This is a genomic window from Pseudomonas sp. 32A, assembly GCF_052682255.1.
Window position 1 is genome coordinate 1,612,926 of record NZ_JBQYLY010000001.1, and the last position, 14,563, is coordinate 1,627,488.

The following is a 14,563-nucleotide window of genomic DNA, read 5'->3' on the forward strand; positions in this document are numbered from 1 at the left end:
CAATCGGCTCAGCCTCAGCCCGCCAGCATCGGATAGGTAAACAACCCGAAATGCAGCAGGTTCAAGCCGAAGTGCGTGACGATCGCCGCGCCCAGCCCACCAAAGCGATACGCCAGGCCGTAGCCCAGGCCGGCGATGGTCGCCAGCAGGGTCCACTGCCAGCCTGCGCCCAGGTGGACCAGGCCGAACAACAGCGCGGCCAGCAACAGCGCGAGGTTTTCACCATAGGGCAACTGCTTGAAGCGCCGGCTCAGGCCGCCCTGGATGTAACCGCGAAACAGCGCTTCCTCCACCAGGGTTACCAGCAGCAGGTTGTTCAACACCCACAGCCACGCCTGTTCCGGCCACTTCGGCGCCCAACTGATGACGCCCAGCAACGCAGCACCGCCCAGTGCGGCAATCGCCGTCAGGGTCAATGCCAGCGCCGTGGCATAGATCGACAAGCGCAATGACCGGCGCGCCACAATCCACGGGCAGGCGAGCAGTAGCCAGAAGCCGATCAGTGGTTTGTCCTGGTTCAGGTACATCGAAAACGGCACGGCGTCGGCGGTAAAGCGCTGTGGGGCGATCCCGCGACCGTTGTAGAAGCCCGGCAGCCAATGCATCGCCAGCCCCAGCGCCAGCACGATAAACAGGCCGTGGCCGAGATAGCGCACCCAAGGATTTCGCTGCTGGCGCACGGCAAACCCGGCCAACAGCAACATGGCGACGGACAACGCCGCCATCAAGCCCAATTGCCCGTAGCTCAAGGCGAGTACATAGCCGATGGAAAGAAGCGCCAGGTACAGCCATGGCAGAGCAAGCATGGGGAATCCTTGTGACTATCGAAATCTGAGGGCGGCAGTATAACGAGCGTCACCGACGGTAAAAATGAAAACACCGCCTGGGAAGGCGGTGTTTTGTGTAGCTCGTGTCAGTTACGAGGCAATCAGCTGCCGCAACACGTAGTGCAGGATCCCGCCCGCCTTGAAGTATTCCACCTCATTCAGCGTATCGATGCGGCACAGCACTTCGACCTTCTCGCTGCTGCCGTCTTCACGGGTGATCACCAGCGTCAGGTTCATGCGCGGCTCGATCTCGGCGTGGGTCAGCCCGAGGATGTCGATCTTCTCCTTGCCGGTCAGCTTGAGTGCCTTGCGGTTCTGGTCCAGCTTGAACTGCAGCGGCAGCACGCCCATGCCCACCAGGTTGGAGCGGTGAATCCGCTCGAAGCTCTCGGCGATCACCGCCTTGACCCCCAACAGGTTGGTGCCCTTGGCGGCCCAGTCACGGCTTGAGCCGGTGCCGTACTCCTGACCGGCGATCACCACCAGCGGAGTACCCGAGGCCTGGTACTTCATGGCCGCGTCGTAGATCGGCATTTTCTCGCCGGTAGGGATGTAGATCGTGTTGCCGCCTTCCTCACCGCCGAGCATTTCGTTGCGGATGCGGATGTTGGCGAAGGTGCCGCGCATCATCACTTCGTGGTTGCCGCGACGCGAGCCGTAGGAGTTGAAGTCCCGCGGTTCGACACCTTGCTCGCGCAGGTATTTGCCGGCCGGGCTGTCGGTCTTGATGTTACCGGCGGGGGAGATGTGGTCGGTGGTCACCGAATCCCCCAACAGTGCCAGCACGTTGGCGCCCTTGACGTCTTCGATCACCGGCAGCGGGCCGCCAATGTCGTCGAAGAAGGGTGGATGCTGGATGTAGGTGGAATCTTTCTGCCACACGTAGGTCGCGGCCTGCGGCACTTCAATGGCTTGCCACTGTTCGTCGCCGGCAAACACCTCGGCGTATTCCTTGTGGAACATCCCGGTGCTGACTTGGGCGACGGCGTCGGCAATTTCCTTGCTGCTGGGCCAGATGTCCCGCAGGTACACCGGTTTACCGTCAGAGCCGGTGCCCAGTGGTTCGCTGCTGATGTCCATGCGCACGGTGCCGGCCAAGGCGTAGGCCACGACGAGGGGCGGGGAGGCCAGCCAGTTGGTTTTCACCAATGGGTGCACCCGACCTTCGAAGTTACGGTTGCCTGAAAGCACCGAGGCTACCGCCAGGTCGGCTTTCTGGATGGCTTTTTCGATCGGCTCGGGCAGCGGCCCGGAGTTGCCGATGCAGGTGGTGCAGCCATAACCCACCAGGTCGAACCCCAGCTTGTCGAGGTATTGGGTCAGCCCCGCCGCTTTGTAGTAGTCGGTGACCACCTTGGAGCCGGGTGCCAGGGACGTTTTCACCCAGGGCTTGCTCTTCAATCCTTTCTCTACCGCCTTTTTCGCCACCAGGCCCGCCGCCATCATCACGCTGGGGTTGGAGGTGTTGGTGCAGGAGGTAATCGCCGCGATTACCACCGCGCCGTTCTTCAGGCGGTAGGTCTGGCCTTCGAAGTCGTAGTCGGCTTCACCGATCAGGTCGGCGTTGCCCACCGCAACACCGCCGCCGCCTTCGCTTTCCAGGCGGCCTTCTTCCTTGTTGGTGGGTTTGAATTGCAGGTCGAGGAAGTCGCTGAAGGCTTGGCCGACGTTCGGCAGGGAAACACGGTCTTGCGGGCGTTTTGGCCCCGCGAGGCTGGCTTCGACGCTGCCCATGTCCAGCGCCAGGCTGTCAGTGAAGATGGGCTCTTGACCGGCGTTGCGCCACAGGCCCTGGGCCTTGGTGTACGCCTCTACCAGTTTGACGGTTTCGGTAGGACGGCCCGACAGGCGCAGGTAGTCCAGAGTCACGTCATCCACCGGGAAGAAGCCGCAAGTGGCGCCGTACTCCGGGGCCATGTTGGCGATGGTGGCACGGTCTGCCAGGGGCAGGTCAGCCAGGCCATCACCATAGAATTCGACGAATTTCCCGACCACGCCTTTTTTACGCAACATCTGGGTGACGGTCAGCACCAGGTCGGTGGCGGTGATGCCTTCTTTCAGCTTGCCGGTGAGCTTGAAGCCGATCACTTCCGGGATCAGCATCGACACCGGCTGCCCGAGCATCGCGGCCTCTGCTTCGATCCCGCCCACGCCCCAGCCCAGTACGCCAAGGCCGTTGATCATGGTGGTGTGGGAGTCGGTGCCTACCAATGTGTCGGGGAAGGCGTAGGTGCGGCCGTCTTCATCCTTGGTCCACACGGTGCGGCCGAGGTATTCCAGGTTGACCTGGTGGCAGATGCCGGTGCCTGGCGGTACCACGCTGAAGTTGTCGAAGGCGCTCTGGCCCCAGCGCAGGAAGGCGTAGCGTTCGCCGTTGCGCTGCATTTCGATGTCGACGTTTTCTTGAAAGGCGCCGGTGGTGGCGAACTTGTCGACCATCACCGAGTGGTCGATCACCAAATCCACCGGTGACAGCGGGTTGATGCGTTGCGGGTCACCGCCGGCCTTGGCCACGGCAGCGCGCATGGCGGCCAGGTCGACCACGGCGGGCACGCCGGTAAAGTCCTGCATCAGCACACGGGCGGGGCGGTATTGGATCTCGCGGTCGGAGCGGCGCTCCTTGAGCCAGGCGGCAATGGCCTTGAGGTCGGCGCCGGTGACGGTCTTTTCGTCCTCCCAGCGCAGCAGGTTTTCCAGCAGCACCTTGAGGGACATTGGCAGTTTATCCAGATCACCCAGGCTCTTGGCGGCTTCGGGCAGGCTGAAGTAGTGATAGGTCTTGTCGTCAATCTGTAAGGTTTTAAGGGTTCTCAGGCTATCAAGGGATGACATTACATGACTCCTTATGGTCCGCACGGCTACGGACCTGACGGGACGAACAGAGCTTCTAAATTAGCCCTGTTTTAAGTAGCTGGCTAATTACTGGACTCTATCAATAAGTCCAAGGTTCCGAACTCGGCTATCATGCGCGCGTTTTCATGACAGGCATTGCGCTATAGCAAGCCCGTGATCCAGGAGAGTTGATGAACACCCTTTTTATGCACTGCCGCCCGGGTTTTGAAGGCGAAGTCTGTTCCGAGATCGCGGAACACGCCGCTCGCCTGAACGTTTCGGGCTATGCCAAGGCCAAGACCGGCAGCGCCTGCGCCGAATTTGTGTGCACTGAAGAAGACGGCGCCCAGCGCCTGATGCGCGGCCAACGCTTTGCCGAGCTGATCTTCCCAAGGCAGTGGGCGCGCGGGGTGTTCATCGATTTGCCGGAAACCGACCGCATCAGCGTGATCCTCGCGCACCTGCGGGATTTCCCGGTGTGCGGCAGCCTGTGGCTGGAAATGGTCGACACCAACGATGGCAAGGAGCTGTCGAACTTCTGCAAGAAATTCGAAGTGCACCTGCGCAAGGCGCTGATGGCTGCCGGCAAGCTGGTGGAAGACGCCAGCAAGCCGCGCCTGTTGCTGACCTTCAAAAGTGGCCGCGAAGTGTTCATGGGCCTGGCCGAGTCGAACAACTCGGCGATGTGGCCGATGGGCATTCCGCGCCTGAAATTCCCGCGGGACGCGCCAAGCCGCTCGACCTTGAAGCTGGAAGAAGCCTGGCACCACTTTATCCCCCGTGATCAGTGGGACGAGCGCCTGCACAGCGACATGACCGGTGTCGACCTCGGCGCAGCGCCTGGTGGCTGGACCTGGCAACTGGTCAACCGTGGCATGCTGGTGACCGCCATCGACAACGGCCCGATGGCCGAAAGCCTGATGGACACCGGCCTGGTGCAGCACTTGATGGCCGACGGCTTCATCTACACGCCCAAGCAGCCGGTGGACTGGATGGTGTGCGACATCGTCGAGAAACCGGCGCGCAATGCGGCCCTGCTGGAAACCTGGATCGGCGAGGGGCATTGCCGCGAGGCGGTGGTCAACCTGAAGTTGCCGATGAAGCAGCGTTATGCCGAAGTGAAGCGCCTGCTTGAACGCATCGCGGAAGGCTTCAAGGAGCGGGGCATTCGGGTGGAGATTGGCTGCAAGCAGCTGTACCACGACCGTGAAGAAGTGACCTGCCATCTACGTCGGCTGGATGTGAAGAAGCCAAAGTCCCGGTAACCCGCCTCCTGTAGGAGCGAGCTCGCTCGCGAAAACCTTGAGGGCGCCGCTGACTACCTGGCGCCCCGCATTACCGCTAAAATGCCGGCCTGTTTAGGAGTAAACCATGAGCCCGACCCCTGATTTACCCATCGACGCCACCCTCGATGCCACCGGCCTCAACTGCCCCGAACCGGTGATGATGCTGCACCAGCACATCCGCGACCTGGCACCCGGCGGCTTGCTCAAGGTGATCGCGACCGATCCGTCGACCCGTCGCGATATCCCCAAGTTCTGCGTGTTTCTCGACCATGAACTGGTGGGCCAGCAGGAACACGCGGGCACTTACCTGTACTGGATCCGCAAGAAGTCCCTGTAGGCGCGAGCTTGCTCGCGAAGGTCGTTAACGATAACGCGGGCTGCCAGGCTTAACGCGGCGCTCCAGGGTTTTTCGCGAGCAAGCTCGCTCCTACAGTTTTTTTTCGTGGCGAATCCGCTTGCGTGCACTGCGCATCAGGCGGATCACCAGCATCGCCGCCGCACAGCTCAGGCCCACGATCAGCCCCTGCCACAAGCCGCTCGGGCCGCGCGCCTGGCCCAGCCACTCGGTCAGCCCCAGCGCGTAGCCCACCGGCAAGCCCACACCCCAATACGCAAAGAGCGTCAGCACCATGGTCACCCGTGTGTCCTGGTAACCGCGCAACGCGCCGGCGGCCGTGACCTGGATCGCGTCCGAGAACTGAAACAGCGCCGCAAACACAATCAGCATCGCCGCCACCTGGATCACCAGCGGGTCCTGGGTGTAGAGGGTGGCGATCTGTTCGCGAAACAGCAGCATCAGGCTGCAGGACAGGCAGGCATACACCAGCGCCGTGCCCATGCCGACACCTGCCGCGAAGCGCGCCTCACGAGGTTCGCCACGGCCCAGGGCCTGACCGACGCGCACGGTGACGGCCATGCTCAGGGAGTAGGGGATCATGAACACCAGCGAGCTGAAGTTCAGCGCGATCTGGTGCCCGGCTACCACGGTGGCGCCGAGGCTGCCGATCAGCAGCGCGATCACCGCGAAGATGCTCGACTCGGCAAACACCGCGATCCCGATCGGCAAACCAATGCTCAGCACGCGCTTGATCACCGGCCATTGCGGCCAGTCAAAGCGCTTGAACAGCTCGCTGCTCTGATACACCGGCGCCCAGCGGGTCCAGGCGGCCAGGCCGAGCATCATCACCCACATCACGATCGCCGTGGCCCAGCCACAACCGATGCCGCCCATGGCCGGCACGCCGAAGTGGCCGTAGATAAACACATAGTTCAGCGGAATATTCAGCGCCAGCCCGCACAGGCCCATGACCATGCTCGGCCGCGTTCGGCCCAGGCCGTCGCTGAAGCAGCGCAACACGTAATACAGCGCAATGGCCGGCATGCCCGAGGCGATGCCGTGCAGGTAGCCCATGCACGGCTTGATCAGCTCGGGATCGACCTTCATCACATGCAGGATCGGTTCGGCGCTGATCAGCAACAGCAGCGCGGTAATCCCCACCACCAGCGCCAGCCACATCGACTGGCGCACCAGCGGGCCGATTTCGCCGTGGGTGCCGGCGCCAAAGCGTTGGGCGACTTTCGGCGTGGTGGCCAGCAGCGTGCCGGTCATCAGCAGGTACACCGGGATCCAGATGGAGTTGCCCAGGGCGACCGCCGCCAGGTCCCGGGAACTCACACGCCCAGCCATCACGGCATCGACAAAGCCCATGGCGGTGGTCGCCAGTTGCCCGATCATGATCGGCAGGGCCAGGGCCAGCAGGTTGCGCACTTCAAGGCTGACGCGGGCGGGGCGGGAGAGGGCGGTGGTGGCAGTGTTCACGTACAGATGTCCGATAAGGGGAAGCGCAGGACGGCGCATTCTACGCTTTGACGTGTTGGTCAGGAAAAAACCTGTGTTGTGGATTTGTAAACACATCCCAGCGCAAATGTTGCGTTGTGTGGTGAGGGAGCTTGCTCCCTCACCACAAGGAAAACCGCTGTACACTGCTGATCCGCGAAAGGAGCCTGCCATGCTGATTGTTGCCGACGAAAATATCCCGCTGCTCGATGCATTCTTCCAAGGATTCGGCGAGATTCGCCGGGTTCCAGGCCGGTCCATCGACCGCGCGACTATCGAACAGGCCGATGTGCTGCTGGTGCGTTCGGTGACCAACGTCACCCGTGCCTTGCTCGAAGGCACGCCGGTGCGGTTTGTCGGCACCTGCACCATCGGCACTGATCACCTCGACCTTGATTACTTCCAGCGCGCCGGCATCCAGTGGTCCAGCGCTCCTGGCTGCAACGCCCGTGGCGTGGTCGACTATGTGCTGGGCAGCCTGCTGACCCTGGCCGAGATCGAAGGCGCCGACCTGGCCCAACGCACCTATGGCGTGGTGGGCGCCGGTGAAGTCGGCGGGCGCCTGGTCAAGGTGCTCAAGGCGTTGGGCTGGAAGGTGCTGGTGTGCGACCCGCCCCGGCAGATCGCCGAGGACGGTGACTACGTCAGCCTGCAGCAGATTGTCGAGCAGTGTGATGTGATCAGCTTGCATACGCCGCTGAACAAATCCGGCAACGGGTCTACCTGGCACTTGTTCGATCGCGAGCGCCTCAACCAACTCAAGCCCGGCGCCTGGCTGATCAACGCCAGCCGCGGCCCGGTGGTGGACAATGCCGCCCTCAGGGACGTGCTGCTGGAGCGCGAAGACCTGCAGGCGGTGCTGGATGTGTGGGAAGGCGAGCCCCAGGTGGACGTCGACCTGGCCGACTTGTGTGTGCTGGCCACCCCGCATATCGCCGGCTACAGCCTGGACGGCAGGCAGCGCGGCACCGCGCAGATCTACCAGGCGCTGTGCCGGTATCTTGGTCAGGAGGCGACGATTCAACTCAACGACTTGCTGCCGGAGCCTTGGTTGGCCGAGGTCACCCTCAACGCCAATACCGACCCGGCCTGGGCGCTGGCGGCCCTGTGCCGTGGGGTGTACGACCCGCGCCGTGATGACGCGGATTTTCGCCGCAGCCTTGTAGGTACCGTGGATGAGCAGCGCAAGGCGTTCGACCAACTGCGCAAGCACTACCCGCCGCGGCGCGAAATTGAGGGTTTGAAGGTGCGAATCAACGGCGACTCTGCGGCCTTGTCTAACATCGTGTCGGCATTGGGCGCGCAGCCAATCTGAAGGCATAAAAAACCCGGCCATCAAGGCCGGGTTTAAAAGAGCGTGGGCGATTCAGCCTCGCTTGGCAGGCTTGACCAATTTCTGTTCCAGTTCGGCGCAGGCGCTCTGGATCATCTCTTCGGTGATTTGCACTTCGCGGCCTTGAGCGTCGATGTACGAGCAAGGCAACTGCTGCGGCTGGCGGATCACTTCAATCTTGGCATTGCTGCTGTTTTGCAAGGACATGGCCTGTCTCCTCATCAGGTTGTGTACCTATTTTAAAATCACCGCGTGACCGCGTTGTTACAACTCCTTTCACGGTCAGCAGATCGAATGCCCAGTCCAGCAGAAACCGATACAAATTTCCAGCCGGGCCTTAGACCGATAGCCTCTAGGGCCTAGGTTCGGTAAGCATAATTAACCTGACTCATTGTGATTCGCTCAAGTTCCCCCCATGTAGCTCTGTAGGTTCCCGTCTCCCACCCTCAGGTGAAACCCTCCATGCTCTCAGCCCGTCAACGCCGCGCGATTCGCCTGGCCAGCCGCTTCGTCGCTCCCTACCGCTGGCAGGCCCTGGGGGCCTTGTTGGCGTTAATCGTCACCGCTGGCATCACCTTGTCCATGGGGCAGGGTATTCGCCTGCTGGTGGACCAGGGCTTCATGACCCAGTCGCCGCACCTGCTCAACCAGTCCATCGGCCTGTTCATGATTCTGGTACTGGGCCTCGCGGTGGGCACCTTTACGCGGTTTTACCTGGTGTCGTGGATCGGCGAGCGGGTGGTGGCCGACATCCGGCGGCAGGTGTTCAACCATTTGATCTACCTGCACCCGGGCTTCTATGAAAACAACCGCAGTTCGGAAATCCAGTCCCGGTTGACCACCGACACCACCTTGCTGCAATCGGTGATCGGCTCCTCGCTGTCGCTGTTCCTGCGCAACGCCCTGATGGTGATCGGCGGGATCGTGCTGTTGTTCGTCACCAACCCCAAACTCACCAGCATCGTGGTAATAGCGTTGCCACTGGTGCTGGCGCCGATCTTGATCTTCGGCCGCCGGGTGCGCAGCCTGTCGCGCCTGAGTCAGGACCGCATCGCCGACGTGGGCAGCTATGTGTCCGAGACCCTCGGCCAGATCAAGACGGTGCAGGCCTACAACCACCAGGTGCAGGACGAGCGGCGCTTTGCGGTGACGGTGGAAGAGGCATTCACCACCGCGCGCAAACGCATCCTGCAGCGTTCGTGGCTGATTACCCTGGTGATCATGCTGGTACTGGGCGCGGTGGGCGTGATGCTCTGGGTCGGCGGCATGGACGTGATCAGCGGGCGGATTTCCGGTGGTGAACTGGCTGCGTTCGTGTTCTACAGCCTGATCGTCGGCAGTGCCGTCGGCACTTTGAGTGAAGTGTTGGGTGAGTTGCAGCGGGCGGCCGGTGCGGCAGAGCGGATTGGGGAATTGCTGCAATCGAGTAATGAGATCAAGGCGCCCGAGGCAAACGTGATCAAGCTGCCGGAGCGGGTCAGCGGCCGCCTGGAAATCCAGGATCTGCGCTTCTCCTATCCGTCGCGCCCGGATCGTTTTGCCATCGACGGCTTGAGCCTGAGCATCAATGCCGGTGAAACCCTGGCCCTGGTCGGCCCGTCGGGCGCGGGAAAATCGACGATCTTCGATCTGCTGCTGCGTTTCTACGATCCTCAGCAAGGCCGCATCCTGCTTGAAGGTCAGCCGCTGACCGAGCTGGACCCGCTGGACCTGCGCCGCTGTTTCGCCCTGGTGTCCCAGAGCCCGGCGCTGTTCTTTGGTACGGTCGAAGAGAACATCCGCTACGGCAATCCGTCGGCCACCTTTGGCCAGGTCGAAGAAGCGGCGCGCATCGCCCACGCCCACGATTTCATCCTGCAAATGCCCGACGGCTACCAGACCCACCTGGGCGATGGCGGCATGGGCCTTTCCGGCGGCCAGCGTCAACGCCTGGCCATCGCCCGGGCGCTGCTGGTGGACGCACCCATCCTGCTGCTGGACGAAGCCACCAGCGCACTGGATGCCCAGAGCGAACACCTGATCCAGCAAGCGCTGCCACAGTTGATGGAAGGGCGTACCACCCTGGTGATCGCCCACCGGTTGGCCACGGTGAAGAACGCGGACCGGATTGCCGTGATGGACCAGGGCAAGCTGGTGGCGGTGGGGACGCATCAGCAACTGATCGCCAGCAATCCGCTGTATGCACGGCTGGCGGCGTTGCAGTTCAGTGATGGTGAATCCAACGCCCACTGATTCAGCGCCCATAAAAAATGCCCGCATCTCTCAATGCGGGCATTTTTTATGGGGCAGCGTTACTTACTGATCATCAAAATACCGCTCATGCCAATCCACCAGCGGCTGTGGCGCATTGAGCTTCTGCCCGTAGATCACCGAATAAGACAGCACGTTCTGCACGTACTGACGGGTTTCGTCGAACGGGATGCTTTCCACCCACACATCGAAACTCAGGTGATCGGCGCCGCGCAGCCATTGGCGCACACGGCCTGGGCCGGCGTTGTAGGCGGCGGTGGCGAGCACGCGGTTGCCGTTGAACTGGGCATGAACCTGGCTCAGGTACGCCGCGCCGAGCTGGATGTTTTTGTCCGGGTCGAGCACCTGCTGTTGCGAGGCCAGCGGGATACTGAATTTGCGTGCGGTCTCTTTGGCGGTGCCGGGCATCAGTTGCATCAGGCCGGTGGCGCCGACGCCGGAGCGGGCGTCGTCCATGAAGGCGCTTTCCTGGCGGGTGATCGCAAACACCCAGCTTGAATGCACGCCACGGACCTTGGCTTCACGCACCAGGGTGTCGCGGTGGGCCATCGGGAAGCGGATATCCAGGTCGTCCCAGTACTGGGCCTGGCTGATGGTGCGGATCGCCGGGAAGTACCACTTCATGTCGTAGGCCAGCTTGGCCTGGGCGACCATCTCGTCGCGGTTGAAGTGCCGGCTGACGTGGTACCACTCGCGACGGCCATCAACGATCTGGCCGCGGGCGTAGAACTCCAGGGCGCGGCGTACGCCCGGGGTGTTACGCACCTTGTTCATCAGCGCCTGGCTCATCAGCAGCGGCTTGTTGTTCAGTTGGTACGGCGACTGCGAGCGATCCGCTGCCAGGAAGCCGTAAAAGTCACGTTCCTTGGCCAGGCCCTTGTACATCACCAGGGCTTGCGGGTTTTTCGGCTCTGCCAGTTCCAGGCTGCGGGCCTGCCAGTAGCGCCAGCGGTTGGTGGTGGCCAGATCCTGGGGCAGCTTGCGGGTCAACTGGTAGGCGTCTTCCCAACGGGCCAGGCGCAACAGCAGGCGCAGGCGCCATTCGGAGACGGTGTTGTCCCGCAGTTCCGGATCGTATTTGGTCATCACGTCGAGGGCGCGGGGGTCGTAGCGGCGCGCGAGGGTCAGGCCGATTTCCCGGGCGATCGACACTTTTTCGTCACGAGAGAAGTGCATGCTGCTGGCATAACCGTCGAGCAGGGCCATGGCCTTGTCCGGGTCCTGGCGCGCAAGGCGGCGAAGGCCCAGGCCGACGGCGTCGGACATGGCCTCGTTGGCCGGCAGGAAGCGCGACGGGTCGCTGAGCATGTCGGGTTTTTGCGCCACGTCCACCATCAGGCGGCCTTGGGCGCCGAGGGTCGGCAGGGTTTTTACCAGGCTGTTGGCCAGCGGGTAGTTGCGGGCTTCGGCGGCGAGTTTGGCGCGGTCCCAGATTTTCTGTTCGGTCAGTTGGCCGTCGGCGGCCCACTGGCCAAAGGTGGCATCACAGGCAGCAGGCTGGGATTTACCGGTCAGCCACAGCTTCTCGGTGGTTTTATAACCTTCGGCTTTTTGGTTATGGGTCAGCTGGAACTGGCCGTGCAGGCAGTCCAGTTCGACGAAATTGAGTTTGGCGTCGTAGTACTTTTCAAAGGTTTGCCAGTCGCCACGGTCGGCCAGCCAGCGTAACCAGCGAAGCTTCATCCAGTTGGCCTGGGGCAGGTCGCCGTTCTTGGCGAGGAATTGTTCGATTTCCTCGTTGCTCGCGGTTTTCAGGCGCGCGGTCAGTTCGTCGTAGGCCAGGTATGGCGTCAACGGGTAGTCGGCCAGGGCCTGGCTGTACTGGAAATACGGGCCGCTGTCGCCTTTGGCGAGGGCTCGTTTGGCTTCATCGTAATATTGACGTTGGGTGGTGAGGTCCACGGCCTGGGCGGATTGAACGGCGGTGGCAGAAAGAAGCAGACAAGATAAAAAGCTGAAAAGGCGACTGCGCATGAGACGTCCGTGCAGAGGAATCTGGACTAGTGCCGACGTCGCCGACACTGATTGCCCCTAGCTTAGCCTTTTGCCCGCAGCCGGTGAAAGCTTTGCCGGTCGCTTCGTTCAAGTTCATCTGAAATGTCCGACAGAACATGTCAACGGCGAAAATGCCGGCCGCCTCGCGCCCTAAGTCAGGTAGAATGCGCGCCCAGTTTTTGGAGAAGCGTATGACCCTGCTCAAATTCAGCGATGTGTCCCTTGCTTTCGGCGCTATGCCGTTGTTGGACAAGGTGTCCTGGCAGATCGCCCGTGGTGAGCGGGTGTGCATCATCGGCCGCAACGGCACCGGCAAGTCCAGCATGATGAAGCTGGTAAAAGGCGACCAGAAGCCCGATGACGGCTCTGTCTGGCGCGCCCCGGGCCTCAAGATTGGCGAATTGCCGCAAGAATTGCCGGTGGCCGACGGACGGACAGTGTTCGACGTGGTTGCCGAAGGCCTCGATGGCGTGGGCGCACTGCTCGCCGAATACCATCACCTGGCACAGAACTGCGTCACCGAAGAAGACCTGGACAAGTTGATGCACGTCCAGCAAGACCTCGAAGCCCGCGACGGCTGGCGCTTGCAGCAATTGGTCGACAGCACCCTGAGCCGCCTGCAGCTGCCGGCCGACAAGACCCTCGCCGAATTGTCCGGCGGCTGGCGTCGCCGCGTCCTGCTGGCCCAGGCCCTGGTTTCCGAACCGGACCTGCTGCTGCTCGACGAACCGACCAACCACCTGGACATTGGCGCAATCGCCTGGCTTGAAGAAGCCCTCAAGGATTTCCAGGGCGCCGTGCTGTTCATCACGCACGATCGTTCTTTCCTGCAAAACCTCGCCACACGCATCCTCGAACTGGATCGTGGCGGCCTGATCGACTGGAATGGCGACTACGCCAGCTTCCTGGTGCATAAAGAAGCTGCACTGTCCGCCGAAGAAACCGCCAATGCGCTGTTTGACAAAAAGCTGGCTCAGGAAGAAGTCTGGATCCGCCAGGGTATCAAGGCCCGCCGCACCCGTAACGAAGGCCGCGTACGCGCCCTGAAAGCCTTGCGCGTTGAGCGCAGCGAGCGTCGCGAGCGCACCGGCAAGGCCAACATTCAGCTGGATACCGCCGACAAGTCCGGCAAGCAAGTGATGGTCCTGGAAAACGTCAGCTTCCATCACCCGGACGGCCCGTTCCTGATCAAGGACTTTTCCATGGTCCTGCAGCGCGGCGACCGTATCGGCCTGCTCGGCGCCAACGGTACCGGCAAGACCACCTTGCTCAAGCTGATGCTCAACGGCTTGCAACCGACCAGCGGCACCGTGGAAGAGGGCACCCGCATCGACGTGGCCTACTTCGACCAGTTGCGCCACCAGTTGGACCTGGAAAAAACCGTGATCGACAACGTCGCCGAAGGTCGCGATTTTATCGACATCGACGGCCAGAGCCGCCACGTGTTGAGCTACCTGGGCGACTTCCTGTTCAGCCCGCAGCGTGCACGTACACCGGTGAAAGCCTTGTCTGGTGGTGAGCGTGCGCGTCTGCTGCTGGCCAAGCTGTTCAGCAAGCCAGCCAACCTGCTGGTGCTCGACGAACCGACCAACGACCTCGACGTTGAAACCCTGGAACTGCTGGAAGAGGTCTTGCTGACCTTCAACGGCACCGTGCTGATGGTCAGTCACGACCGGGCATTCCTCGACAACGTGGTCACCAGCACCCTGGTCTTCGAAGGTGAAGGCAAGGTACGTGAATACGTCGGTGGTTATCAGGACTGGCTGCGTCAGGGCGGCTCGCCGCGCCTGCTGGGCGTGACCGAGAGCAAATCCGGCAAGGCTGACCTGACGTCGGCCGTGGTAGCTCCGGCTGCTGCCGCTCCTGCTCCAGCGCAAGAAGCGCCCGCCGCCAAGAAGAAGCTCAGCTACAAGCTGCAACGTGAGCTGGAAGCACTGCCGGGTGATATCGATGCCAAGGAACAGCAGATCGCTGCCGTTGAAGCTGAAATGGCTGACGCGGGTTTCTATCTGCGTCCTGCTGCCGAAACCGCCAAGGTGATTGCGTCCCTCGAACAGTTGAACAGCGAGCTGGAAGCCCTGGTTGAGCGCTGGGCCGAGCTGGATGCCTGAGTGATTCAAGCGCAATAAAAAACCCGGCGCTCATTTGTATGAGCACCGGGTTTTTTGTATGAAACGCGGTTCAAATGTGGGAGCGGGCTTGC

10 protein-coding genes are annotated in these 14,563 nt (G+C 62.0%); 5 read left to right on the forward strand and 5 right to left on the reverse strand.

What is annotated here, in order from left to right:
* Window positions 1–14 precede the first annotated feature (14 nt).
* Entirely contained in the window at window positions 15–806 is a 792-nt protein-coding gene (locus ACUN0G_RS07380) for a CPBP family intramembrane glutamic endopeptidase (RefSeq protein ID WP_258344388.1), read from the reverse strand.
* A gap of 111 nt (window positions 807–917) precedes the next feature.
* Complete coding sequence (gene acnA, locus ACUN0G_RS07385; protein ID WP_445573013.1) at window positions 918–3,659, reverse strand: aconitate hydratase AcnA; 2,742 nt, start codon at window positions 3,657–3,659, stop codon at window positions 918–920.
* Window positions 3,660–3,850: 191 nt separating this feature from the next.
* Between acnA and rlmM the strand changes: the two genes are divergently transcribed.
* Both rlmM and tusA read left to right on the forward strand, forming a co-directional pair.
* Window positions 3,851–4,924 carry a 23S rRNA (cytidine(2498)-2'-O)-methyltransferase RlmM gene (rlmM, locus tag ACUN0G_RS07390; RefSeq protein WP_076017226.1) on the forward strand — a complete coding sequence of 358 codons (1,074 nt, stop codon included), beginning with the start codon at window positions 3,851–3,853 and terminating at the stop codon, window positions 4,922–4,924.
* Window positions 4,925–5,030: 106 nt separating this feature from the next.
* Window positions 5,031–5,282, forward strand: a complete 252-nt coding sequence (tusA, locus tag ACUN0G_RS07395) for a sulfurtransferase TusA (protein WP_445573014.1) — start codon at window positions 5,031–5,033, stop codon at window positions 5,280–5,282.
* Between the two features lie 90 nt (window positions 5,283–5,372).
* On the opposite strand, the gene ACUN0G_RS07400 is transcribed toward tusA, so the two are convergent.
* The gene (locus ACUN0G_RS07400) at window positions 5,373–6,764 is read right to left on the reverse strand and encodes an MATE family efflux transporter (RefSeq protein ID WP_445573015.1); all 1,392 of its coding nucleotides are present in this window, start codon (window positions 6,762–6,764) and stop codon (window positions 5,373–5,375) included.
* Between the two features lie 190 nt (window positions 6,765–6,954).
* On the opposite strand from ACUN0G_RS07400, the gene pdxB reads away from it, so the two are divergent.
* Complete coding sequence (pdxB, locus tag ACUN0G_RS07405; RefSeq protein WP_445573016.1) at window positions 6,955–8,097, forward strand: 4-phosphoerythronate dehydrogenase PdxB; 1,143 nt, start codon at window positions 6,955–6,957, stop codon at window positions 8,095–8,097.
* A gap of 51 nt (window positions 8,098–8,148) precedes the next feature.
* Here pdxB and ACUN0G_RS07410 read toward each other — a convergent pair whose 3' ends face one another.
* Window positions 8,149–8,322 carry a PA1571 family protein gene (locus ACUN0G_RS07410; RefSeq protein ID WP_010176367.1) on the reverse strand — a complete coding sequence of 58 codons (174 nt, stop codon included), beginning with the start codon at window positions 8,320–8,322 and terminating at the stop codon, window positions 8,149–8,151.
* A gap of 255 nt (window positions 8,323–8,577) precedes the next feature.
* Here ACUN0G_RS07410 and ACUN0G_RS07415 point away from each other — a divergent pair, with 255 nt between their 5' ends.
* Window positions 8,578–10,347: an ABC transporter transmembrane domain-containing protein gene (locus tag ACUN0G_RS07415; RefSeq protein ID WP_445573017.1), complete on the forward strand. Its 1,770-nt coding sequence runs from the start codon at window positions 8,578–8,580 to the stop codon at window positions 10,345–10,347.
* 63 nt (window positions 10,348–10,410) lie between these two features.
* Here the strand turns inward: ACUN0G_RS07415 and ACUN0G_RS07420 are convergent, their stop codons facing one another.
* Window positions 10,411–12,339, reverse strand: a complete 1,929-nt coding sequence (locus tag ACUN0G_RS07420) for a transglycosylase SLT domain-containing protein (RefSeq protein ID WP_421523860.1) — start codon at window positions 12,337–12,339, stop codon at window positions 10,411–10,413.
* Between the two features lie 212 nt (window positions 12,340–12,551).
* Here ACUN0G_RS07420 and ACUN0G_RS07425 point away from each other — a divergent pair, with 212 nt between their 5' ends.
* Window positions 12,552–14,471 (forward strand): ATP-binding cassette domain-containing protein, encoded by a 1,920-nt coding sequence (locus ACUN0G_RS07425; protein WP_421523861.1) that lies wholly within the window; start codon window positions 12,552–12,554, stop codon window positions 14,469–14,471.
* Window positions 14,472–14,563 lie beyond the last annotated feature (92 nt).

What these genes read in the sequence shown, in the direction of transcription:
- ACUN0G_RS07415 (WP_445573017.1), top strand. Translation starts at nt 8,578, where the DNA reads ATGCTCTCAGCCCGTCAACGCCGCGCGATTCGCCTGGCCAGCCGCTTC.
- ACUN0G_RS07380 (WP_258344388.1), bottom strand. Translation starts at nt 806, where the DNA reads ATGCTTGCTCTGCCATGGCTGTACCTGGCGCTTCTTTCCATCGGCTAT.
- rlmM (WP_076017226.1), top strand. Translation starts at nt 3,851, where the DNA reads ATGAACACCCTTTTTATGCACTGCCGCCCGGGTTTTGAAGGCGAAGTC.
- acnA (WP_445573013.1), bottom strand. Translation starts at nt 3,659, where the DNA reads ATGTCATCCCTTGATAGCCTGAGAACCCTTAAAACCTTACAGATTGAC.
- ACUN0G_RS07425 (WP_421523861.1), top strand. Translation starts at nt 12,552, where the DNA reads ATGACCCTGCTCAAATTCAGCGATGTGTCCCTTGCTTTCGGCGCTATG.
- ACUN0G_RS07420 (WP_421523860.1), bottom strand. Translation starts at nt 12,339, where the DNA reads ATGCGCAGTCGCCTTTTCAGCTTTTTATCTTGTCTGCTTCTTTCTGCC.
- tusA (WP_445573014.1), top strand. Translation starts at nt 5,031, where the DNA reads ATGAGCCCGACCCCTGATTTACCCATCGACGCCACCCTCGATGCCACC.
- pdxB (WP_445573016.1), top strand. Translation starts at nt 6,955, where the DNA reads ATGCTGATTGTTGCCGACGAAAATATCCCGCTGCTCGATGCATTCTTC.
- ACUN0G_RS07410 (WP_010176367.1), bottom strand. Translation starts at nt 8,322, where the DNA reads ATGTCCTTGCAAAACAGCAGCAATGCCAAGATTGAAGTGATCCGCCAG.